Source organism: Streptomyces sp. NPDC086989 (assembly GCF_044745505.1).
Classification (GTDB): Bacteria; Actinomycetota; Actinomycetes; order Streptomycetales; family Streptomycetaceae; genus Streptomyces.
The window spans coordinates 48831-69021 of sequence record NZ_JBIVAL010000002.1 but is presented as its reverse complement, the minus strand read 5'-3'; the positions used below and the strand labels follow the sequence as shown (position 1 = coordinate 69021).

At 72.4% G+C, this 20191-nt stretch carries 23 protein-coding genes; 12 read left to right on the top strand and 11 right to left on the bottom strand.

Translation table 11 applies throughout. The features are described from left to right. Positions 1 to 93: 93 nt before the first annotated feature. From ACIPK4_RS04050 to ACIPK4_RS04040, 3 genes are all read right to left on the bottom strand, one after another. Positions 94 to 189, bottom strand: coding sequence for an Ms4533A family Cys-rich leader peptide (locus tag ACIPK4_RS04050; RefSeq protein WP_343234612.1), 96 nt, complete (start codon positions 187 to 189; stop codon positions 94 to 96). Positions 190 to 258: 69 nt separating this feature from the next. Further along, positions 259 to 1674, bottom strand: coding sequence for a DUF3152 domain-containing protein (locus ACIPK4_RS04045; RefSeq protein WP_402309133.1), 1416 nt, complete (start codon positions 1672 to 1674; stop codon positions 259 to 261). Positions 1675 to 1679: 5 nt separating this feature from the next. Beyond that, positions 1680 to 2690, bottom strand: a complete 1011-nt coding sequence (locus ACIPK4_RS04040) for an alpha/beta fold hydrolase (RefSeq protein ID WP_402309131.1) — start codon at positions 2688 to 2690, stop codon at positions 1680 to 1682. A 146-nt stretch (positions 2691 to 2836) separates the two neighbouring features. Here ACIPK4_RS04040 and ACIPK4_RS04035 point away from each other — a divergent pair, with 146 nt between their 5' ends. The 4 genes from ACIPK4_RS04035 (at position 2837) to ACIPK4_RS04020 (ending at position 4742) form a co-directional block, all read left to right on the top strand. Continuing rightward, complete coding sequence (locus ACIPK4_RS04035; RefSeq protein ID WP_054227372.1) at positions 2837 to 3055, top strand: hypothetical protein; 219 nt, start codon at positions 2837 to 2839, stop codon at positions 3053 to 3055. A 203-nt stretch (positions 3056 to 3258) separates the two neighbouring features. Next, complete coding sequence (locus ACIPK4_RS04030) at positions 3259 to 3915, top strand: TetR/AcrR family transcriptional regulator (RefSeq protein ID WP_030291179.1); 657 nt, start codon at positions 3259 to 3261, stop codon at positions 3913 to 3915. A 155-nt stretch (positions 3916 to 4070) separates the two neighbouring features. Then, positions 4071 to 4298, top strand: a complete 228-nt coding sequence (locus ACIPK4_RS04025; RefSeq protein WP_030153467.1) for a DUF3107 domain-containing protein — start codon at positions 4071 to 4073, stop codon at positions 4296 to 4298. A 141-nt stretch (positions 4299 to 4439) separates the two neighbouring features. Further along, the gene (locus ACIPK4_RS04020) at positions 4440 to 4742 is read left to right on the top strand and encodes a hypothetical protein (RefSeq protein ID WP_054227371.1); all 303 of its coding nucleotides are present in this window, start codon (positions 4440 to 4442) and stop codon (positions 4740 to 4742) included. Between the two features lie 145 nt (positions 4743 to 4887). Here ACIPK4_RS04020 and ACIPK4_RS04015 read toward each other — a convergent pair whose 3' ends face one another. Continuing rightward, the gene (locus ACIPK4_RS04015; RefSeq protein ID WP_376205374.1) at positions 4888 to 5646 is read right to left on the bottom strand and encodes a ferritin-like fold-containing protein; all 759 of its coding nucleotides are present in this window, start codon (positions 5644 to 5646) and stop codon (positions 4888 to 4890) included. A 492-nt stretch (positions 5647 to 6138) separates the two neighbouring features. Between ACIPK4_RS04015 and ACIPK4_RS04010 the strand changes: the two genes are divergently transcribed. From ACIPK4_RS04010 to ACIPK4_RS04000, 3 genes are all read left to right on the top strand, one after another. Continuing rightward, positions 6139 to 8169 carry a DEAD/DEAH box helicase gene (locus tag ACIPK4_RS04010; RefSeq protein ID WP_402309130.1) on the top strand — a complete coding sequence of 677 codons (2031 nt, stop codon included), beginning with the start codon at positions 6139 to 6141 and terminating at the stop codon, positions 8167 to 8169. A gap of 102 nt (positions 8170 to 8271) precedes the next feature. Continuing rightward, a complete protein-coding gene (locus tag ACIPK4_RS04005; RefSeq protein ID WP_402309128.1) occupies positions 8272 to 9129 on the top strand; it encodes an alpha/beta fold hydrolase in 858 nt (285 codons plus the stop codon). A 97-nt stretch (positions 9130 to 9226) separates the two neighbouring features. Beyond that, complete coding sequence (locus ACIPK4_RS04000; protein WP_376192889.1) at positions 9227 to 9379, top strand: hypothetical protein; 153 nt, start codon at positions 9227 to 9229, stop codon at positions 9377 to 9379. 109 nt (positions 9380 to 9488) lie between these two features. On the opposite strand, the gene ACIPK4_RS03995 is transcribed toward ACIPK4_RS04000, so the two are convergent. The 4 genes from ACIPK4_RS03995 to ACIPK4_RS03980 form a co-directional block, all read right to left on the bottom strand. Then, on the bottom strand, positions 9489 to 10094 hold the full coding sequence (locus ACIPK4_RS03995) for a MarC family protein (RefSeq protein ID WP_402309126.1): 606 nt from the start codon (positions 10092 to 10094) through the stop codon (positions 9489 to 9491). Between the two features lie 61 nt (positions 10095 to 10155). After that, positions 10156 to 11022 carry a PHP domain-containing protein gene (locus ACIPK4_RS03990; RefSeq protein ID WP_054227366.1) on the bottom strand — a complete coding sequence of 289 codons (867 nt, stop codon included), beginning with the start codon at positions 11020 to 11022 and terminating at the stop codon, positions 10156 to 10158. Between the two features lie 106 nt (positions 11023 to 11128). After that, a complete protein-coding gene (locus ACIPK4_RS03985; RefSeq protein WP_376192896.1) occupies positions 11129 to 11770 on the bottom strand; it encodes a DUF6758 family protein in 642 nt (213 codons plus the stop codon). 61 nt (positions 11771 to 11831) lie between these two features. Continuing rightward, a complete protein-coding gene (locus ACIPK4_RS03980) occupies positions 11832 to 12416 on the bottom strand; it encodes a suppressor of fused domain protein (protein ID WP_054227364.1) in 585 nt (194 codons plus the stop codon). Positions 12417 to 12829: 413 nt separating this feature from the next. Here ACIPK4_RS03980 and ACIPK4_RS03975 point away from each other — a divergent pair, with 413 nt between their 5' ends. Next, the gene (locus ACIPK4_RS03975; protein WP_402309125.1) at positions 12830 to 13945 is read left to right on the top strand and encodes a magnesium and cobalt transport protein CorA; all 1116 of its coding nucleotides are present in this window, start codon (positions 12830 to 12832) and stop codon (positions 13943 to 13945) included. Positions 13946 to 13990: 45 nt separating this feature from the next. Continuing rightward, positions 13991 to 14518: a hypothetical protein gene (locus ACIPK4_RS03970; protein WP_402309124.1), complete on the top strand. Its 528-nt coding sequence runs from the start codon at positions 13991 to 13993 to the stop codon at positions 14516 to 14518. Here ACIPK4_RS03970 and ACIPK4_RS03965 read toward each other — a convergent pair. Continuing rightward, a complete protein-coding gene (locus tag ACIPK4_RS03965; RefSeq protein ID WP_402309123.1) occupies positions 14508 to 15302 on the bottom strand; it encodes a hypothetical protein in 795 nt (264 codons plus the stop codon). The genes ACIPK4_RS03970 and ACIPK4_RS03965 overlap by 11 nt on opposite strands. 220 nt (positions 15303 to 15522) lie before the next feature. Here ACIPK4_RS03965 and ACIPK4_RS03960 point away from each other — a divergent pair, with 220 nt between their 5' ends. From ACIPK4_RS03960 to ACIPK4_RS03950, 3 genes are all read left to right on the top strand, one after another. Beyond that, positions 15523 to 16794 (top strand): magnesium transporter MgtE N-terminal domain-containing protein, encoded by a 1272-nt coding sequence (locus ACIPK4_RS03960; protein WP_402309122.1) that lies wholly within the window; start codon positions 15523 to 15525, stop codon positions 16792 to 16794. A 208-nt stretch (positions 16795 to 17002) separates the two neighbouring features. After that, positions 17003 to 17509 (top strand): DUF1003 domain-containing protein, encoded by a 507-nt coding sequence (locus tag ACIPK4_RS03955; protein ID WP_376193015.1) that lies wholly within the window; start codon positions 17003 to 17005, stop codon positions 17507 to 17509. Between the two features lie 87 nt (positions 17510 to 17596). Next, a complete protein-coding gene (locus ACIPK4_RS03950) occupies positions 17597 to 18712 on the top strand; it encodes an Mrp/NBP35 family ATP-binding protein (RefSeq protein ID WP_376193017.1) in 1116 nt (371 codons plus the stop codon). 107 nt (positions 18713 to 18819) lie between these two features. Here the strand turns inward: ACIPK4_RS03950 and ACIPK4_RS03945 are convergent, their stop codons facing one another. Continuing rightward, on the bottom strand, positions 18820 to 19566 hold the full coding sequence (locus ACIPK4_RS03945; RefSeq protein WP_402309121.1) for a hypothetical protein: 747 nt from the start codon (positions 19564 to 19566) through the stop codon (positions 18820 to 18822). Positions 19567 to 19700: 134 nt separating this feature from the next. Beyond that, positions 19701 to 20147 carry a sec-independent translocase gene (locus ACIPK4_RS03940; RefSeq protein ID WP_402309120.1) on the bottom strand — a complete coding sequence of 149 codons (447 nt, stop codon included), beginning with the start codon at positions 20145 to 20147 and terminating at the stop codon, positions 19701 to 19703. Positions 20148 to 20191 lie beyond the last annotated feature (44 nt).

Here is a 20191-nt window from a genome sequence, read left to right as displayed (position 1 = left end):
CGGTGGAAGGAGAAAGCCGCGCCTGCGGGCATGGGTGCACCCGGGCGCGGCGGAGGAAGGGAAGGAAGGAAGTCGCGCGCGATCGGGTGGGCGTCAGCGACAGAGGATGTCGGCCACGCTGTGCGCGGTCACACCGAGCAGCGCCAGCTCGATGGCGGCGCTCGCAGCGATGGTGTGGTGGTGCGACATGCGGAGAACAATGACCGGTCACCGGACGGGTTGTCAACGCGAGATGCCGCAGTCCACCACCTTCCCCCGTCAACTCCCCGGGAACACCCAGGGGTTGGCTTTGCACTGGATTCCGCCGATGTCGAGGGACTTCGTCTGCTGCTGCATGATCGGCGCGAGCGCGCCCGGGGTCTGGCAGTTCACGTGCCCGTGCCCGAGCCGGTGGCCGACCTCGTGGTTGATGAGCATCTGCCGGTACGCGAACATCTGGTCCGCGCCGTACGTCGTCGATCCCTGCGCCCACCGGTACGCGTTGATCATGACTCGCTCGGTGGAGGCGGAATCGCAGCTGACGTTGTCGACGGTCGTGTCCAGACCGGACTTGGCGCACCAGACGCCGGTGGTGCCGGGGCTGGCCAGCGTGATCACGAAGTCGGCCTCGCCGCCCGGAACCCGCTCGAAGGTCTTCGTCCCGCCGTGGCCCCAGCTGCGGTCGTCGTTGAGGGTGCGGTGGACGGCCTCGGCGAACAGCTGCGCGTCCAGGTTCAGCCCCTGCTCGACGTCGACCCGATAGCGGATCTTCTTGCCCTTGCCGGGCGCCGGCGCCACCCCGGGGACGGTGTCGAAGGTCCCGGGCCCCTTCAGCTTCTCGTCGATGGGGAACTGCTGGGCCATCTTCTGCTCGTACGACAGCTCCACCCCCGGTGCCGCGGGGGTCACCCGGCCGTCGGAGCGGGAGGCCGCGGACGTGCCGGGCTGGGCGCGCTTGCCGGTGTCGCCGGCGGCGCGCGCGGTGGGCGAGGAGCCGCTCTCGCCGTCGGGGACCAGCTGTACGGCGACGACGACGGCGAGCGCGGTGATGGCCGCGGCGGCCACCACCGTGTACGTACGGACCTTGCGCCCGCGCCCGGGGACGGGCTGCTCCTCCGCGGGCTCGACGGGAGCGGGCTCGACGGGTGCGGCGGGCTCGGCGGGCGCCGCGGGCTCGGCGGGCGCGGCCATCGGCGTACGCGGCCCGGGGACCCGGCGGTGCGAGCCGGTGGAGGTGAGGGGGTCGGCGGCGGGCTGCGGGATGGTCACCTGCGGGAAGCCGACCGCGGGGGTGCCGAAGGCGGGGGTGTCGGTGTCCAGGACGGCGGCGGCCGACGCCCTGTACGCAGGGCGCGCCCGCGGGACGCCGCGCCAGTCCCCGTAGACCGTGCCGGGCCCCTCGCCCCAGGCGCCGCCGGGCTCGCGCTGCTCGGGGTGGCCGCCGCGCGGCTGCTCCTGCCCGTACGCGCGGTGCCCGTCGTACGCGCGGTGCTCCTGCTGCGGGGGCCGCCCCGGGCGGGTGGCCCGCTCCTCGTACGCAGACCGCTGCTCGTACGGCCGGGGCTCCTCGTACGGGAGGTGTTCCGCGTACGGAAGGGTCCCCTCGTACGGGAACGGCGCTGCGGGCTCCGCCGCCGGCGCCGGGCTGACAGGGGCGGGGGCCGGAGCGGGCCCCTTGCGACTATGTCGTCCCACGGTCCTCAGCCTCTGCCGTCGTCTTCGGAATCCCGGATGTCCCGGGCGTCCGGGGTGTCCCGGGCGGTGTCGTGCAGGAGGTCACGGAAGGCGTCGGCCACGACCTCGGGGTACTCCATCATCGCCACGTGCCCGGCCTCGGGCAGGGTCAGCAGCCGCGAACCCCGGAAGGCCGCCGCCGCCTTGCGCGCCATACGGTACGAGACCAGCTGGTCCCGGCCACCGTAGACGAGCAGCGTCGGGGCGAGGACCCGCTGCGCCTGGCGCCACAGCCCGTGTTGCCCGCCGAGGGTGTACGCGTCGACGATGCCGCGCGAGGAGCGGGTCATCGCCTCCCAGAAGTACGGCAGGGCCATCCGCCGTTCCATCTCGGCGACGGCGTGCGCGAACCCCTCCGGTGTCACCCGGGAGGGGTCCCCGTAACAGAGCTGCGTCACCCCGCGGGTGCGCGCCTCGGCGGTCAGCCCGCGGGTCAGCCGCAGGAACAGGGCGGCCATCCCGGGTACGGCGAGCAGGGCGGTCGGGACGGCCGACTTCTGCACGCGCAGCTCGGGCAGTGCGGGCGAGACCAGGGTGAGCGTGCGCACCAGGTCGGGGCGGGCGGCCGCGACGCGGGTGGAGACGGCGCCGCCGAGGGAGTTCCCGAAGAGGTGCACGGGGCCGCGGCCGGCTGCGTCGAGGTGCCGGATGACCGCGCGGGCCAGTGCCGTGACCGAGTAGTCCCGGTCGGCGGGCGGCGGGGACCATCCGAAGCCGGGCAGGTCGACGGCCTCGCCGTCGACGGTGTCCTCCAGCTGCACCATGAGGTCCGACCAGTTCGTCGACGAACCGCCGAGTCCGTGGACGAACAGCGCGGGGGGCAGATCCGTACGCGCCGGGGGCCGGGACCGGACGGCGAGCTCCAGTCCGGGCAGCACCACCGTGCGCAGCTGCTCCCCCTCGGCGACGTGGACGGCTCCCACCTGGGATGACGCCTCGGATGCGGATCGCACACCCGGCAGCTCGGTCGAAGACATGCGGCCAATGTTACGAGACGATCACGTCCGGACTCTTGTGTTCGGCATCACAGATGCATGGGGATCCGCATAGCGGGGTATCCGCGATCCTCCTAGGCTCGTAGGTGAGGCACACCCGCGAGGGGAGAGGGAAGAAGGGGAGCCACATGACCGTCGACCCCGCAGAGCCGGACACTTTCCAGGAGCGCATCCGGGAGGCCCTCGACGCCGAGGCGCCCGAGGCCGATGCGGCGGAACAGCTGGCCGAGTTGCAGCCCGACGAGGACGACGACCGGGTCACGGGGGTGGACCGCGACGAGGCCGCGGACGGCGACGCCGTCGAGCAGGCGCGGGTGGTGCCCCTGGACGAGGACGACTACCGCTGACTCCCCCGGCCTTGCGGTCCGGGAGGCATCCCCCCAGCTCAGGCTACCGCCCGGTACGCCTGTCGAGCAGCGCTGACCAGCGCCTCCGGGCGGTCCGTACAGCGAGAAAACTCGGCTTCGACCCTCCAGATTCGGTTACCGAAAAGTACGATGGCGGGCGCGGCGCAGAGCGCACTGTGTTCTTAGAGAAAGTGGGAGGCGGCGTGACAGCCATCGAGCAGACGGAGGCAGCGCGTCCCCGGGGCACGCGACTGCCGCGCCGAGCCCGACGCAACCAGCTCCTGGGTGCGGCCCAGGAGGTGTTCGTCGCGCAGGGGTACCACGCGGCGGCGATGGACGACATCGCCGAGCGCGCCGGCGTCAGCAAGCCCGTGCTGTACCAGCACTTCCCGGGCAAGCTCGACCTCTACCTGGCGCTGCTGGACCAGCACTGCGAGGCCCTGCTCCTCGCCGTGCGGACGGCCCTCGCGTCGACGACGGACAACAAGCTGCGCGTGGCCGCGACCATGGACGCCTACTTCGCGTACGTGGAGGACGAGGGCGGCGCGTTCCGGCTGGTGTTCGAGTCCGACCTGACCAACGAGCCCGCGGTGCGCGAGCGCGTGGACCGGGTCTCGCTCCAGTGCGCCGAGGCCATCTCCGACGTCATCGCCGAGGACACCGGCCTGTCCAAGGACGAGTCGATGCTGCTCGCCGTGGGGCTGGGCGGGGTCTCGCAGGTGGTGGCCCGGTACTGGCTCTCCAGCGAGAGCCCCGTCGCCCGCGACACCGCGGTGGGACTGCTGACCTCGCTGGCCTGGCGCGGCATCGCCGGTTTCCCGCTGCACGGCACGGAGGGCGGCCAGGCGGCCCAGGCCTGACCGCGGGCGGGCCGGACGGGCCCGGCGGCGCCTGACCGGCCGCTGTTCGCTGCGAGCGTGTCCGGAGCGCCGCATCCGCGTCCCCTCTCCGGGCTAATGTGGTCCGGGTACGGCGCGGCTGATCGCGCACAACCGACCATCGGAGGGACAAAGCCGTGGAGGTCAAGATCGGCGTGCAGCACGCACCCCGGGAGATCGTGCTGGAGAGCGACTTGAGCGCCGAGGAACTGGAGCGCATCGTCACCGCCGCGCTGACCGGTTCGGAGCCGCTGCTGAGCCTCACCGACAACAAGGGCCGCAAGGTCCTGGTGCCGGCCGACCGCCTGTCGTACGTCGACCTGGGCGAGCCGAGCGTGCGCAAGGTCGGTTTCGGCGCGCTCTGACGCAGTCGGGGCGCAGCGGGACCGGCGTACGAGAACTGGATGGAACGGCCCGGTGGTTGACCCCACCGGGCCGTTTCCCTTTCTTCCGCTTCGGGTAGGACCGCTGTGAACCGGTTTGCCCCTGACCTGCGGGAGGCCCCCATGCTGCTGATGGAAGTGCTCGGCTCCGCCCTCCTGGGCCTCGCCCTTGCCGGAGTGGCCGTGCGAGTGCTGGCCCGGCGGCTGCCGTCTCCGAGAGTGGTGCTCGTCAGCGGCGTGCTGGGAGCGCTGTTCGGGGCGTACCTGACGCAGTTCGCTCTCGGCCCGGGGCACAACACGCTGCCGGCGACGCTGATCGGCTCGGTCCTGGTGTCCGCGGTGGTGCTGTCGCTGCTGCTGCGCCCCGCCTCGGGGCCCCGGCGCTCCCCCCGCAGGACTCCGTTTTCACTCCCGTCGCAGGGCTGACCGGCCCTCCGGATCCCCGGGTCCACAGGATTCTGGGGGTTCCACGGGTTCCGACGACTCCCCCGACTGACGACGTACGCCGGCCCCGGCGCGGGATTCCGCGCCGGGGCCGGCGTACGAGCGGGTGAAGAGCGGCAGGTGGAACTCAGGCGGCGAGGCCCAGTGCGGCCATCCGCTTGGTGTGCGCCTTGGTGATCCGGGTGAACATCTCGCCGACGGCCGCCAGGTCGAAGCCGGCCGCCATCCCGTCCACGCCGCCGACCAGCATGGTGGAGAGCGCGTCGCGCTCGGCGACCACGCGCTGCGCCTGCGAGAGCGCCTCGCCCATCAGGCGGCGGGCCCACAGCGCGAGCCGGCCGCCGCAGCGGGGGTCGGCCTCGATGGCGGCGCGCACCTTCTCGACGGCGAAGCCGCCGTGGCCGGTGTCGTCCAGCACGCTCACGACGAGCGCGCGGGTGTCGCTGTCCAGGTGGGTGGCGACCTCACGGTAGAAGTCGCTGGCGATCGAATCGCCGACGTAGGCCTTGACCAGGCCCTCCAGCCAGTCCGACGGGGCGGTCTGGCGGTGGAAGTCGTCCACGCCCTTGGCAAAGGGTTCCATGGCGGCGGTGGGCTCGGCGTCAATGGCCGCCAGCCGGTCGCGCAGCCGCTCGAAGTGGTGGAACTCCGCGGAGGCCATCTTCGCGAGCTCGGCCTTGTCGTCGAGGGTGGGCGCGAGCTTCGCGTCCTCCGCGAGGCGCTCGAAGGCCGCGAGCTCTCCGTACGCGAGTGCGCCCAGCAGGTCCACGACGGCGGCGCGGTACTGCGGCGAGGCGGAGGCGGCCGCCCAGTCCTGGGCGGCGATCCCGGTCGCTTCGGCGGCGGCGCCGTCGTCGGAGGGCGATGCGTTTTCAACGGTCGACATGCTCCGCACAATAGCCCGCCGGAAGGCCGCTCAAGGCACCGCATCAGGTCGCTGACAGTCCGCCTAAACACGACTACCAGGTGAATTCACCCGACACACCTGCGCGATTCCGGGGTACAGTGGTAATGCGCCTGCCGGATACTCGGCGGGCCATCCGAATGAGGATGCCCGGTCGGTGGCCCGATCGGCTCCACCCGACCGCCCTCGGCGTGATGCGTACGTCCATGCGTACCGCTTCTCCACGAGGGGCCCCCTCAGCGGCACAAGCGCTTGAGCGAAGGCCAGTGGTCCCGCGCAGCTTCGTATTGCTCTCCCGAACGTGGGAGGGCGCAGTACTGCAAGCCAGGCACGGTACGACCCTCCTCGCCGCCTCGCGCCGCGTCTCACAGAAGAGGCAGCACCCTGACTACGTTCCGAGACCTCGGGATCTTTCCCGAGACGGCCGAAGCCCTTGAGGCCGTCGGCATTGTGTCCCCCTTCCCGATCCAGGAGATGACCCTCCCCGTAGCCCTTTCCGGCACGGACGTCATCGGCCAGGCGAAGACCGGAACCGGCAAGACGCTCGGTTTCGGCCTTCCGCTGCTGGAGCGGGTCGTCGTCCCCGCGGACGTCGAGGCCGGCCGGGCCACGCCCGCGCAGCTCACCGACTCCCCGCAGGCCCTCGTCGTCGTCCCGACGCGCGAGCTGTGCACCCAGGTCACCAACGACCTGCTGACCGCGGGCAAGGTCCGCAACGTCCGCGTGCTCGCCATATACGGCGGCCGCGCGTACGAGCCGCAGGTCGAGGCGCTCAAGAAGGGTGTCGACGTGATCGTCGGCACCCCGGGCCGCCTGCTCGACCTGGCCGGCCAGCGCAAGCTCGACCTGTCGCACGTCAAGGCGCTCGTCCTGGACGAGGCCGACGAGATGCTCGACCTGGGCTTCCTGCCCGACGTCGAGAAGATCATCAACTATCTGCCGGCCAAGCGTCAGACGATGCTGTTCTCGGCGACCATGCCGGGTGCGGTCATCGGCCTGGCCCGCCGGTACATGACGCAGCCGACGCACATCCGCGCCACCTCGCCCGAGGGCGAGGGCGTGACCGTCGCCAACATCAAGCAGCACGTCTTCCGTGCGCACAACATGGACAAGCCGGAGCTCGTCTCCCGTATCCTGCAGGCCGAGGGCCGCGGGCTGGCCATGATCTTCTGCCGTACCAAGCGCACGGCTGCCGACATCGCCGAGCAGCTGGAGAAGCGCGGCTTCGCGTCCGGCGCCGTCCACGGCGACCTGGGCCAGGGTGCGCGCGAGCAGGCGCTGCGCGCGTTCCGCAACGGCAAGGTCGACGTGCTGGTGTGCACGGACGTCGCCGCGCGCGGCATCGACGTCGAGGGCGTCACGCACGTCATCAACTACCAGACGCCGGAGGACGAGAAGACCTTCCTGCACCGCGTGGGCCGCACCGGCCGCGCGGGCAACAAGGGCACGGCCGTCACCCTGGTCGACTGGGACGACATCCCGCGCTGGCAGCTGATCAACAAGGCGCTGGAGCTGGACTTCCACGACCCGGTCGAGACGTACTCCACGTCGCCGCACCTGTTCGAGGAGCTGAACATCCCGGCCGGCACCAAGGGCATCCTGCCGCGCGCCGAGCGCGTGCGGGCCGGCCTGAAGGCCGAGGAGCTGGAGGACCTGGGCGAGACCGGCGGCCGCGGTGGCCGTGGCGGCCGTGGCCCGGCCGCCGCCGCCCCGGTCGAGGAGCGTCCCGCCCGGACGCGCACCCCGCGCCAGCGCCGCCGTACGCGCGGCGGTGCCGAGGTCGCTGCCGATGAGGCCGCCGTGACGCCGGTGACCGAGGTGGCGCAGGCCCCCGAGGCCCCGGCCGCCGACGAGCCGCGCAAGCCGCGCCGCCGCCGGACCCGTTCCGTGACGACGGCGGCCGCCGCGGCCGCCGTGGCCCAGGTCGCCGAGGCTCCGGTCGCGGTCGCCGAGGTCGTGGTCCCGGCCGTCGAGGTCGCGCCGGTCGCCGAGGCCCCGGCTGCCGAGGCTCCGGTCAAGGTCCGACGGACGCGGACCCGCAAGGTCGCCGAGGCCGAGCCCGTCGAGGCCGAGCCGGCCAAGGCCGAGCCGGCCAAGGCCGAGCCGGTGCGGGCCCGCCGGGTCCCGACCCAGAAGCCCGTCCTCGCGCAGGTGACGCCGATCGCCGAGTCCCCCGTCGCGGAGGCCCCGGTCAAGGCCCGACGGACGCGGACCCGCAAGGTCGTCGACGCGGCCCCGGAGCCGGACTTCCAGGTGGCCCCGCCGGTGGAGCCGGTCAAGGCCCGCCGCGCCCCGGCCCGGACCCGCAAGGCCGTGGAGGCCGCTCCGGTCGCCGAGGCCGTCGCCGTGGCCGAGGAGGCTCCGGCGAAGCCGAAGCGCACCCGGACCCGCAAGGCCGCTGCCGCGGTCGTCGAGGCTCCGGCCGCTCCGGTTGCCGAGGAGGCTCCGGCCAAGCCGAAGCGCACCCGGACCCGCAAGGCCGTCGCGGAGACCACCGAGGCCTGATCCGCGTTCCGCCGTCCGGTGGCCCCGGTCCCCTTCCGAGGGGGCCGGGGCCACCGGCGTACCCGGGCTGGACACGCCCCTACGGGCCGGTAACCTCTGGCCATGAGCAAGCCGCCCCGCCTCACGCTGCCGTCCGGTGCCCGCGCGCACCTCCTGTCCACCGCCCGCGGTGATTTCGCCGTGCACGAGGCCGGCGAGCCGGTCCGCGGGACCGCCCTGCTGGTCCCCGGTTTCACGGGCAGCAAGGAGGACTTCATCGGGCTCCTGGAGCCGCTCTCCGCCGCCGGGTACCGGGTGGTCGCGGTCGACGGGCGCGGCCAGCACGAGAGCCCCGGTCCGCGCGAGGAGTCGGCGTACGCGCTCCGGGAGCTGGCGCTGGACGTCCTCGCCCAGGCCGCCGCGCTGGACGGGGGGCCGGTCCACCTGGTCGGGCACTCGCTGGGCGGGCTGATCGCCCGGGCCGCCGTCCTGCGCGACGCGGCGCCCTTCGCCTCCCTCACGCTGATGAGCAGCGGGCCCGCCGCGATCGCCGAGGACCAGCAGGAGCGTACGAAGCTGCTGGTCGCCGCGTTGGAGGCGATGCGGGAGGACATGGCGGGGGTGTGGACGGCGATGCGGTCCTTCGACCCGGAGGACGCGGTCCCCGAATCCCCGGAACTCACGGAGTTCCTGCGCGGGCGGTGGATGGCGACGGTGCCCGAGCAGCTGATCGCCACGGGCCGGATCCTGGTCTCCGAGCCGGACCGGGTGGAGGCGCTGAGCGGTGTGGACCTGCCGAAGCTGGTGCTGTCGGGCGAGGTCGACTACGCGTGGCCGGTCCCGCTGATGGACGACATGACACATCGGCTGGGTGCGGAGCGGGTGGTGGTGGCGGGCACCGAGCACTCCCCCAATGCGGAGAACCCGCAGGTCACAGCGGGTGCGCTGGCAGCGTTCTGGAACGGCCGCCCCCAGGGTTAGTTAGCTAGTCAAAAAATTTCCTTAGCGTAGGGAATGTTTGCGTCTTACACTTCGTTGGGAACAGTGCAAGGAGAACACTGACGAAGGGAGAAGCCCCATGCGCTTCGAGATTCTGCGCCTGGACGATGTCGACGGAAACGCCGTGGACAGCACCGTCGTGGACGCGGCCTCCGTCAACCGGATCGTGCAGCAGGCAGCCGCCGTGGGCCAGCGCATTCTGATCCGACCGGCCGAGAGTGCGTCCTCCTGACACTCCGCACGAATACACACACGCGAAAGCCCCCGCACCGGTCCGGTGCGGGGGCTTTCGCGTGCCCGCGGAGCCCGCAGGGGCTCCCGGCCCGGCAGGCGCGCGCCGGTCAGGCGCCGTGCACGACTTGGAGCACGCCGTTGATGATCTGCTGGACGGCGATCGCGGAGAGCATCATGCCGGCGAGGCGCGTCACGAGGACGACGCCGCCGTCCTTGATGACCCGGATGATCACCAGCGAGTAGCGCATCGTGATCCACAGCACGACGTGCATGGCGATGATCGCGGACCAGACCGAGACCTGTGCGCCGACCCCGTCCGCCTTCTGCACGGCGAGGATGACGGAAACGATCGCACCGGGGCCCGCCAGCAGCGGCATGCCCAGCGGCACGAGGGCGACGTTCACGTCCTTGGTCTGCTTGGGCTCGTCGGTCTTGCCGGTGAGCAGGTCGAGCGCGATGAGCAGGAGCAGCAGACCGCCTGCGATCATCAGCGCGGGGACGGAGACGTGCAGGTAGTCCAGGATCTGCTGGCCGCAGATACCGAAGACGGCGATGACGCCGAAGGCCACGCAGACGGCCTGCCAGGCCATGCGGCGCTGCACCTTGGCGGGGCGGCCGGAGGTCAGGGCGAGGAAGATCGGCGTGATCCCCGGGGGGTCCATAATCACAAAAAGCGTGAGAAATAGGGATCCGAAGACGGCGAAGTCGAACACAGTGATGCCTTGCAGGAGAGAGGGGTGTTTCGAAGGAGGAAGAGGGGGCGGGCGGGCGCGCTTACGCGCCGGTCGCTCCGCCGGCGCCCGGCACGGGGAAGGCCCCCGTCGCGCGGCGCGTGATCTCGCCGTAGATCTCGGGGTCCGTCGTGTACTCGCCGAGGCGACAGGTCTTGCGGCTGCCGTGGTAGTCGCTGGATCCCGTCGTGAGGAGGCCGAGCTCGCCGGCCAGGGCGCGCAGCCGACCGCGCGTGTCACCGTCGTGGTCCATGTGGTCCACCTCGATCCCGTCCAGGCCTGCGGACGCGAGCTCGGCTATCGCGGACTCGGGGACGCAGCGGCCGCGCTTGACGGCGGCGGGGTGGGCGAAGACGGTGACCCCGCCGGCCGCCTTGACCAGGCGGATGGCGTCGAAGGGGTCGAGCTCGTGCTTCTCGGCGTACGCGCGGCCGCCGTCGGCGAGCCAGTCCGGCGTGAACGCGTCGGACACGGTGGGGACGACGCCCAGCTCGACGAGCGCGGTGGCGATGTGCGGGCGCCCGACGGAGCCTTCGCCGGCGATCCGGGCCACCTGCTCCCAGGTGACGTCGACGCCGAGCTCCCGGAGCTTGCCGATCATGGCGTGGGCGCGCGGGGTGCGGTCGTCGCGGACGAGTTCCCGCTCGCGCGCGAGCTCCGGCTCCTCGGGGTCGAAGAGGTACGCGAGCAGGTGCATCCCGATGCCGTCGAGCCGGCAGGACAGCTCCATGCCGGTGACGAGGGTGAGCCCCTGCGGCAGTGCGGCGAGGGCTTCGGCGTATCCCCCGACGGTGTCGTGATCGGTCAGCGCGACCACGTCCAGCCCGGCGGCGGCCGCGTTGCGGACCAGCTCGGCGGGGGTGTCGGTCCCGTCGGAGGCCGTGGAGTGGGCGTGCAGGTCGATGCGCACGGCCGGTTCTCCAGGGGTCTCGCGGGTACGGGGGGACACCCCAGGATACCGCCCGCCCGCCGTGCGGGCGTCACGCCGCCCGCGGCCCCGCCCCCGTGAGCAGGGCCTACGGACCGAGGACGCGGGGGCTCAGGGCGCCGCACGGGAGGAGTTCGACCTCGGATCCCGCGTCCCGCAGGTCCGTCAGCACCAGTTCGTCGTACATCAGCAGACCCGACTGCTCCGGCCAGACGACGGCCCACAGCCACAGCCCGCGCGCCTCGCCGGCGAACACGGCCCGGTCGTCGGGGGCCCCCTTCACATGCCACAGCGGTGTCGGGCGGCCCGCCGCGACGACCTTGGCGTGCGGCGGGGAGGAGATGTCGATGTACGTACCGGGGTCGGGCCCGTCGATCCCGGCGTACCGCGCGCCGAGGCCGACGCCCAACTCCTCCGCTACCAACAGCAGCTCGCCGATCCCGCCGAGCGGTCCGGGGCCCGAGCAGGCCACCGCCGTCGCCCGGCCCCCGCTGTGGTCGTCACCGGCTGCCGCCACTCCGGTGAACAGCCACCCCACCGGCAGCGGCCACGGCATCCACACCGGCACCTTCGCCCGGTTCACCACCACGCCCAGGCCCTCGACGCTGGGCGGGATGACGGGTTGCAGGGGGTGGACCGTGCCGTGCAGTGCGCACTGCCACGAGTCGGAGAAGAGCCCGGGCGCCCTGACCCGGCCACCGCACTTCGGGCAACTTGGTTCGCCCCTCATAAGAAGCCACGCTCCTCCCCGCCCGGCGCCCCGTCAAGACACGATCACCCGTCCGGATGTGTCAGTCCAGCGCCACGGCGGTACGGAGGGGGTCCCGCAGATCCGTGCCGTGCGACAGCCAGCGTTCCTGGAGCGCCGCCGCGCCGTGCACCCGCTTCCAGGCGGCCTCGTTCGCCGTCATCGGCAGGAGCGGGAGGAAGTGCACCGGGTCCATCGGCGCGTCGAGTTCGAGGTCCTCCACCAGTCCGCCCGGCTCGCCGACGAGCACGGAGGTGAAGGGCGCCCCGTCCCACAGCGGCCCGCCCACGTCGAGCGAGGCGCCGGGGGACACCACCAGCCCCTCGACCTGGGGCGAGGCGCCGAGCACGGCGAGCGGCCGCAGCAGCTTGTCGGTGGGCGCCAGGCCCGCCCGTACGGTCAGCACGAGCTCGGCGCGCGGCCCGCGCAGCGGGTCGGCGACCACGACGGTCGGATCGGACATCGGGTGCGCGGACATGCCGAGGGTCGCGTACCGCACGAGGTCGCCCTCGGCGAAACGGAGCACCTCGATGCGGTCGGTGCCGAGGAAGGTAACGGCGGCGCGGGCGTCGGGTTCGCCGAGCGCGCTGCGCAGCCGGGCTTCGACAAGAGCCAGAATTTCTGCCATGAAGCGAGCATAGAACTCGTATGAGGCGGGTAAAGGGCGGGTCTTGACCATCCGTCGGCTGATAATGTTGACCGCTGGTCGGGGCCACACTCTGCATGGGGGCACCTCCCAGCGGTGGCTGGGGGCGTTTCGCGGCATCCGGCGACAGGACGTCCTCCACGGAGGACCGGCCGGAGGAGGTGGGGCTGCAATGGATCGAAGTCGATCGTGCAGTACCAACCGCTCTTCCACTCCCTGTACGGGCGCGTTCCCGCCCGTCTGATCATCTGATCAGTCGAAGAGCGACGGCAGAACTTTGTCCTCCCGTCCTGTTCCTTCCGTCCGCCCGGGCCTGCCCGCCCGCCGCGGCCGTGCCATCCGGAAGGGACCTCCCACCCGTACGGTCCGCAGCCGTGCGTGCGAAGGAGCCTGCCATGTCGATGCTGCCCTACCTGCGTGCCGCCGTACGTCCGGCCCTGCGCAGGTCCACCCCCGTCCTGCCGGGCTACGACACCACCCGCGACCCGTCCGCGAGCAGCGCGGTCGTCGACTGCGCCGTGTACCGCGACGGCCGACGCGCCCTGGGATCGGCCTGCCTGACGCCGCGTGAGGCCATGGCCCGGGTCCGGGCGGACGGCGGGTTCGCCTGGATCGGGCTGCACGAGCCGACGGAGGCCGAGTTCGCGGGGATCGCCGCCACGTTCGGCCTGCACCCGCTCGCCGTGGAGGACGCGGTGCACGCGCACCAGCGGCCGAAGCTGGAGCGCTACGACGACACGCTGTTCACCGTCTTCAAGACGATCCACTACGTGGAGCACGCCGAACTGACCGCGACCAGCGAGGTGGTGGAGACCGGCGAGGTCATGTGCTTCACCGGCCCGGACTTCGTCATCACCGTCCGGCACGGCGGCCAGGGCTCGCTGCGGTCCCTGCGCCACCGCCTCCAGGACGACCCCGAGCTGCTCGCCAAGGGTCCCTCCGCCGTCCTGCACTCGATCGCCGACCACGTCGTCGACGGGTACATCGCGGTCGCGGCGGCCGTCCAGGACGACATCGACGAGGTGGAGAGCGCGGTCTTCGCGGCGCCCGCCAAGGGCGGCGCGCGCGGCGGCGACGCGGGCCGCATCTACCAGCTCAAGCGCGAGGTGCTGGAGTTCAAGCGGGCCGTCTCCCCGCTGCTGCGGCCGATGGAGCTGCTGAGCGAGCGCCCGATGCGGCTGGTGGACCCGGACATCCAGAAGTACTTCCGCGACGTCGCCGACCACCTGGCGCGGGTCCACGAGCAGGTCATCGGCTTCGACGAGCTGCTGAACTCGATCCTCCAGGCCAACCTCGCGCAGGCGACGGTCGCCCAGAACGAGGACATGCGCAAGATCACCTCCTGGGCCGCGATCATCGCCGTCCCGACGATGATCTGCGGGGTCTACGGGATGAACTTCGAGCACATGCCGGAGCTCCACTGGCGCTACGGCTACCCGGTGGTGATGGCCGCGATCGCCGCGTCCTGCTTCACCATCCACCGCGCCCTGCGCCGCCACGGCTGGCTCTGAGGGCTGTCCCGTGATCCCCGGCGGGCACCCCCTACTCTGTTGCGCATGACTCTCAGCACGCTCGACCTGGCCCTCGTCGAGGAGGCCACCAAGAAGTCCGGCCTGATCTGGGTCCGCGGCTCCGGGGCCGACCGGGCCCTGTGGCACGCCTGGGTGGACGGCGCGGCCCACGTGCTGGGCGACGGGCCCGGGGAACAGCCGTTCCCGGGGCTCGCGGACGGCGGAGCCGCCGAGGTGACCGTGCGCAGCAAGGACAAGGGCGGCCGGCTGGTCGCCTGGACCGCGACCGTGCGGGAGCTCGAACCCCGGGGCGAGCAGTGGCAGGCCGCGGTCGCCGAGCTGAAGGGCAAGCGGCTGAACGCGCCCGACTCGGAGGAGATGACCGAGCGGTGGGCGCGCGAGTGCCGGCTGCTGCGGCTGGAACCGGTGACGGCGAGCACGGACCTGCCCGGCGGATCGCTGGCCGCGGCCCCGCTGGGATCGCCGGCGGTCACCCGCAGGGCCGTGCCGGCCGGTCTGCCGAAGCTGCTGTTCCGGCGGAAGAAGGCGGCCGGCCGGACCCCTACTTCGTAGGGTTCGAGCCCTGCCCGGAGCTCTTGCCCGGGCTCGGGACCGGGCCGGACCCGGCGCTCTGGTCCTTGGTCGTCGGCATCTGCGACCCGTAGTCGACGGTCTGGTCCTGTGCGGGCGCCTCCAGCGGGAAGGTCTTGCCCCACTCCGCGAGCTCGACCCGGCCCGCCCCGCCGGCCCGCTCCAGGCGCAGCGGGTACGGGGTCCCCTCCAGGGACACCGACAGCTTGCCGCCCTTGCCCTTGTCCGCCGTGAGCAGGACCGCGCGGGTGGGTCCGACCTTGGTGTAGTCGCCCTTGGCGAGCTTCCCGTCGAGCGCGAGCAGCCCGTCGAGCAGCACGTGCATGTCGGTGAACCCGCGGAACTGCTTGTACGTGGGATCGCTGTCGGGCACCTTCACGTACTTGTCGCCGAGCTTGCCGGCCGAGTCGGACTTCCCCCAGAAGGCGGCGCTCGCCTTGAGGTAGAGCTGCTCGCCCACCCGCAGCACCTGGAAGGTGTCCTCCTGCAGCTTCACCTCGCCGGAGCCGCCGTCCTTCCCCAGCCGCATGTCGAGCGTGAACGACTTGCCGCCGCTGACGAGCGTGCCGGACAGGTGCACCGAGGCGGCGCCGGCGGCCGCGGCCTTCGCCTTGCCGTCGATCTGGTCGGCGGAGAGCTTGCCGACGCCGTTGGTGCCCTCGTCCGGGTCCGCCCCGCAGCCCGTGCCGGTGACGGCCAGGCCAGCGAAGAGGACACCGGCGAGGGCCGCCCGGCGCAGCCGAGCGGCGGGGAGGTGGGCGGTCACGGGCGGGTGCCTCTCGTCGTGCGTCTTCGAGCAGCAGGCAGCGTACCCGCCCGTAGTTCCGGTGCCGGGCGGGTGGTCGGCCCTCCGGGCGGGTGGTCGGCCCTCCGGGCGGCCGCGGCCGCCCGGCTCACGGGCGGACCGCCCCACCAGGACGCTCTCCGGCGGCACGGGCTAGCCTGAGGGGCGGCAGGACTGGATCGACGCTCTAGGAGGCGCTCGCATGGCTGGTGGCGCCCCGCGGATCTTCGTCTCGCATCTGTCGGGTGTACCCGTCTTCGACCCCGCCGGCGACCAGGTCGGCCGGGTCCGCGACCTCGTCGCGATGCTGCGCGTCGGCGGCCGTCCGCCGCGGCTGCTGGGCCTGGTGGTCGAGGTGGTCAGCCGGCGCCGGATCTTCCTCCCGATGACGCGGGTGACGGGCGTGGAGTCCGGACAGGTCATCACCACCGGCGTCGTCAACATGCGGCGCTTCGAGCAGCGGCCCACCGAGCGGCTGGTCCTGGGCGAACTGCTGGACCGGCGGGTGCGCCTCGTCGCGGGTGGCGAGGAGGTCACCGTCCTGGACGTGGCCATCCAGCAGCTGCCGGCCCGCCGCGACTGGGAGATCGACAAGATCTTCGTACGCAAGGGCAAGGGCGGCGCGCTGCGCCGGCGCGGCGAGACCCTGACCGTCGAGTGGTCGGCGGTGACCGGGTTCTCGCTGGAGGAGCACGGGCAGGGCGCCGAGAACCTGGTGGCCACCTTCGAGCAGATGCGCCCGGCCGACGTGGCGAACGTCCTGCACCACCTGACGCCGAAGCGGCGCGCCGAGGTGGCCAACGCCCTCGACGACGACCGGCTCGCGGACGTCATGGAGGAGCTGCCCGAGGACGAGCAGGTGGAGATCCTCGGCAAGCTGAAGGAGGAGCGTGCCGCCGACGTCCTGGAGGCGATGGACCCGGACGACGCGGCCGACCTGCTGTCGGAACTGCCGGAGGACGACAAGGAGCGGCTGCTGACGCTGATGCAGCCGGACGACGCGGCCGACGTGCGCCGCCTGCTGTCGTACGAGGAGAACACCGCGGGCGGTCTGATGACCACCGAGCCGATCGTGCTGCGCCCGGACGCGACGGTCGCCGACGCGCTGGCGCGCGTCCGGCAGGCGGACCTGTCGCCGGCGCTGGCCGCGCAGGTGTACGTGTGCCGGCCGCCGGACGAGACGCCGACGGGCAAGTACCTGGGAACCGTGCACTTCCAGCGGCTACTGCGGGACCCGCCGTTCACGCTGGTGAGCTCGATCGTGGACACGGGCCTGCCGCCGCTGCGTCCGGACGCCTCGCTGCCGGTGGTCACGAGCTACCTGGCCGCGTACAACATGGTCGCGGTGCCGGTGGTCGACGAGAGCGGTTCGCTGCTGGGCGCGGTGACCGTGGACGACGTACTGGACCACCTGCTGCCGGACGACTGGCGGGAGACGGACTTCCATTCCGAGGAGGCCGTGCATGGCCGCTGAGCGGGGGCGCGGGGACCGCGACCGCGACGGGGCGCGCGAGCGTGCCCGCGAGTGGCGCCGGGAACAGTCCCGGGAGCGGCGCGAGCAGGCGCGGCTGCACTCGCGCGAGCACGGGCTCGCCGAGGCCAACGAGCGGGCCGAGCGCGCGGAGCGGGCCGCGGAGCGCGCCGAGCGGACCAAGGCCGGGCAGTCGACGGGGTCGAGTGCGCTGACGCGTTCGCGGGTCCGCCTCGACCAGCCGCGGGCGCCGCGGCGCTCGCTGCTGCCCGAGTACGACCCGGAGGCGTTCGGGCGGCTGTCGGAGCGGGTGGCACGGTTCCTCGGCACGGGCCGGTTCATCGTCTACATGACGCTGGTCATCATCGTGTGGGTGCTGTGGAACGTCTTCGCGCCGGACCACCTGCGGTTCGACCAGTACCCGTTCATCTTCCTGACGCTGATGCTGTCGCTGCAGGCCTCGTACGCGGCTCCGCTGATCCTGCTCGCGCAGAACCGGCAGGACGACCGCGACCGGGTCAACCTGGAGCAGGACCGCAAGCAGAACGAACGGTCCATCGCCGACACCGAGTACCTGACCCGGGAGATCGCGGCCCTGCGGATGGGCCTGGGCGAGGTGGCGACCCGCGACTGGATCAGGTCGGAGTTCCAGGACCTGATCAAGGAGATGGACGAGCGCCGTCTATTCCCGGCGGAGAGTGACGAAGGCGACCGCTAGCGGCCTTTCCTGAGGCAGGCTACCGAGCCGTACCATCGGGGCATGGCTACCGACACAAGCTCCGCCGCCGTGCCCGAGCAGGACGCGATCCTCGACGCGCTGGCGACGGTGAACGACCCCGAGATCCACCGGCCGATCACCGAGCTCGGCATGGTCAAATCGGTGGAGATCGGCGACGGCGGCGAGGTGGCCGTCACGGTCTACCTCACGGTGTCGGGCTGCCCCATGCGCGAGACGATCACCAAGAACGTCACCGAGGCCGTCGAGCGCGTCGCCGGCGTCACCTCGGTCGCGGTCACGCTGGACGTGATGAGCGACGAGCAGCGCAAGGAACTGGCGGCCACGCTGCGCGGCGGCACCGCCGAGCGCGAGGTCCCGTTCGCCAAGCCGGGCTCGCTGACCCGCGTGTACGCGGTCGCGTCCGGCAAGGGCGGTGTCGGCAAGTCGTCGGTGACGGTGAACCTGGCGGCGGCGATGGCCGCGGACGGCCTGAAGGTCGGCGTCGTCGACGCGGACATCTACGGCCACAGCGTGCCGCGCATGCTGGGCGTGGACGGCCGCCCGACCCAGGTCGAGAACATGATCATGCCGCCGTCGGCCAACGGCGTGAAGGTCATCTCCATCGGCATGTTCACCCCGGGCAACGCGCCCGTGGTCTGGCGCGGTCCGATGCTCCACCGGGCCCTCCAGCAGTTCCTCGCCGACGTGTTCTGGGGCGACCTGGACGTCCTGCTGCTCGACCTGCCGCCGGGCACCGGCGACATCGCGATCTCCGTCGCCCAGCTGGTGCCGAACGCGGAGATCCTCGTCGTGACCACCCCGCAGCAGGCCGCGGCCGAGGTCGCGGAGCGCGCCGGCTCGATCGCCGTGCAGACGCACCAGAAGATCGTCGGCGTGGTCGAGAACATGTCCGGGCTGCCCTGCCCGCACTGCGACGAGATGGTCGACGTGTTCGGCTCGGGCGGTGGCCAGAAGGTCGCCGACGGCCTGACCAAGACGGTCGGCGCGACCGTCCCGGTGCTGGGCTCCATCCCGATCGACGTACGGCTGCGCGAGGGCGGCGACGAGGGCAAGCCCGTCGTCCTGTCCGACCCGGACTCCCCGGCCGGCGCGGCGCTGCGCTCCATCGCCGGCAAGCTGGGCGGCCGCGCCCGCGGCCTGGCCGGCATGTCCCTGGGCATCACCCCGCGCAACAAGTTCTGACGCTTCCGGCACGGGCGGCCCACACGGGACCGCCCGGGCCGCGCAGCGCGAAGGGCACCGCCGTCCGGCGGTGCCCTTTCACGTATCGGTACCGGGACCGGGCGGGCCTACTCGTAGGCCGCGAGGTCCGTGATCACCGAGAAGCCGAGCCCGTACGCGCTCATGCCGCGCCCGTACGCCCCGACGTGCACGCCGCCCCGCGTGGACCCGGCGAGCACCCAGCCGAACTCGGACTCGCGGTAGTGGAACGGCGTCGGCTCCCCGTCGACCGGGAGCGAGAGCGTCGACCAGTCCTCGCCGTCGAGGTCGTCGGCGAGCTCCCACGCGGCCTCGGTCTGCTGGTCGAGCCAGTCGTCGCGCAGGGTGTGGTCCATCTGGCCGGGCCAGCTGTACGCCAGCAGCCCCGAGCCGGCCAGCCAGGCCGCCGAGGAGACCGAGGTGGCCTCCAGGACGCCGGTGCCGTCGCTGCTGCGGCGCAGCGGGTTGCTCGCGACGGTGACGACCACCGCGAAGCGCTCCTTCTCCCCGGTGGCGAGCTCTCCGCGCGCGGACGGCTCGTCGCCGTGGCCGGTGGAACCGTGCTCGACGGTGCCGTCGGCTCCGGTGCCCACCTGCATGAGCCAGCGGGGGCCGGTGAAGGCCCCGTCCAGCCCGTACCAGGGGAAGTCGGCCCGCAGGTACCCGTCGGCCGTCCGGCGGGCCGCCGGTACGGGTGCGGCGGCGTCCTGCGGCTGTGCGGGGGCCGGCTGCGCGGGGGCCGGCTGCGGGGTCTCGGCGGCGGCCTCCGCCGGTGCGGCGGGAGCGGGTGCCTCGGCGGGCTGCACCCCTACCCGGCTACTGCTCGTCGTCTCCATCTGAGCCTCTCGTTCCGTGGGTCCGGAACGGCCCTCCCCCACATCGTGTCGGGGGGACCCCCACCCTGGGGCGTCCTGGGTCCGGACTCATGGAGGATAGCCACCGGACCCCGAATCGCCCGGAAGGCTCGAACTCAGGTGGCGTCGGCGTCGTACGGAGTGCGCTGGTCGGCGGCCGGGGCGGCGGGCTTCTTCAGCAGGTCCGGGCCGGTGGCGGCGGGCGCGGCGGAGGCGCCGGCGGCGGCCGGGGCGGAGGCCGTCTCCCGGCTGTTCACGGCGTCGGTGACGTCGTTCAGCTCCTTGCGGAGGTCGAATGTGCTGCGGATCTCCCGGAGGTCCTCGTTCTCGGCGAGCTGCTTGCGCAGGAACGTCTTCGGGTTCAGGTCCTCGAACTCGAAGTCCTTGAACTCGGGTCCGAGTTCGGAGCGGATGTCCTGCTTCGCACTGTCGGAGAACGCCCGGATCTTACGGATGAAGCCGCTGACGTCCTGGATCACCTTGGGGAGCTTGTCCGGACCGAAGATGAGGATGGCGAGCACCACGATCGTGACGAGTTCGAGTGCGCCTATGTCGTTGAACACGTTGCCGCTCCTCGGCTCTCTCCGTTTCGGGCCACGACACACGG

Coding starts and splice junctions, on each gene's coding strand:
- ACIPK4_RS03945 (WP_402309121.1), bottom strand. CDS start 19,566: ATGGAGACGACGAGCAGTAGCCGGGTAGGGGTGCAGCCCGCCGAGGCA.
- ACIPK4_RS03980 (WP_054227364.1), bottom strand. CDS start 12,416: ATGGCAGAAATTCTGGCTCTTGTCGAAGCCCGGCTGCGCAGCGCGCTC.
- ACIPK4_RS03975 (WP_402309125.1), top strand. CDS start 12,830: ATGTCGATGCTGCCCTACCTGCGTGCCGCCGTACGTCCGGCCCTGCGC.
- ACIPK4_RS03960 (WP_402309122.1), top strand. CDS start 15,523: ATGGCTGGTGGCGCCCCGCGGATCTTCGTCTCGCATCTGTCGGGTGTA.
- ACIPK4_RS04000 (WP_376192889.1), top strand. CDS start 9,227: ATGCGCTTCGAGATTCTGCGCCTGGACGATGTCGACGGAAACGCCGTG.
- ACIPK4_RS04005 (WP_402309128.1), top strand. CDS start 8,272: ATGAGCAAGCCGCCCCGCCTCACGCTGCCGTCCGGTGCCCGCGCGCAC.
- ACIPK4_RS03970 (WP_402309124.1), top strand. CDS start 13,991: ATGACTCTCAGCACGCTCGACCTGGCCCTCGTCGAGGAGGCCACCAAG.
- ACIPK4_RS04040 (WP_402309131.1), bottom strand. CDS start 2,690: ATGTCTTCGACCGAGCTGCCGGGTGTGCGATCCGCATCCGAGGCGTCA.
- ACIPK4_RS04010 (WP_402309130.1), top strand. CDS start 6,139: ATGACCCTCCCCGTAGCCCTTTCCGGCACGGACGTCATCGGCCAGGCG.
- ACIPK4_RS04035 (WP_054227372.1), top strand. CDS start 2,837: ATGACCGTCGACCCCGCAGAGCCGGACACTTTCCAGGAGCGCATCCGG.
- ACIPK4_RS04050 (WP_343234612.1), bottom strand. CDS start 189: ATGTCGCACCACCACACCATCGCTGCGAGCGCCGCCATCGAGCTGGCG.
- ACIPK4_RS03985 (WP_376192896.1), bottom strand. CDS start 11,770: ATGAGGGGCGAACCAAGTTGCCCGAAGTGCGGTGGCCGGGTCAGGGCG.
- ACIPK4_RS04020 (WP_054227371.1), top strand. CDS start 4,440: ATGCTGCTGATGGAAGTGCTCGGCTCCGCCCTCCTGGGCCTCGCCCTT.
- ACIPK4_RS04015 (WP_376205374.1), bottom strand. CDS start 5,646: ATGTCGACCGTTGAAAACGCATCGCCCTCCGACGACGGCGCCGCCGCC.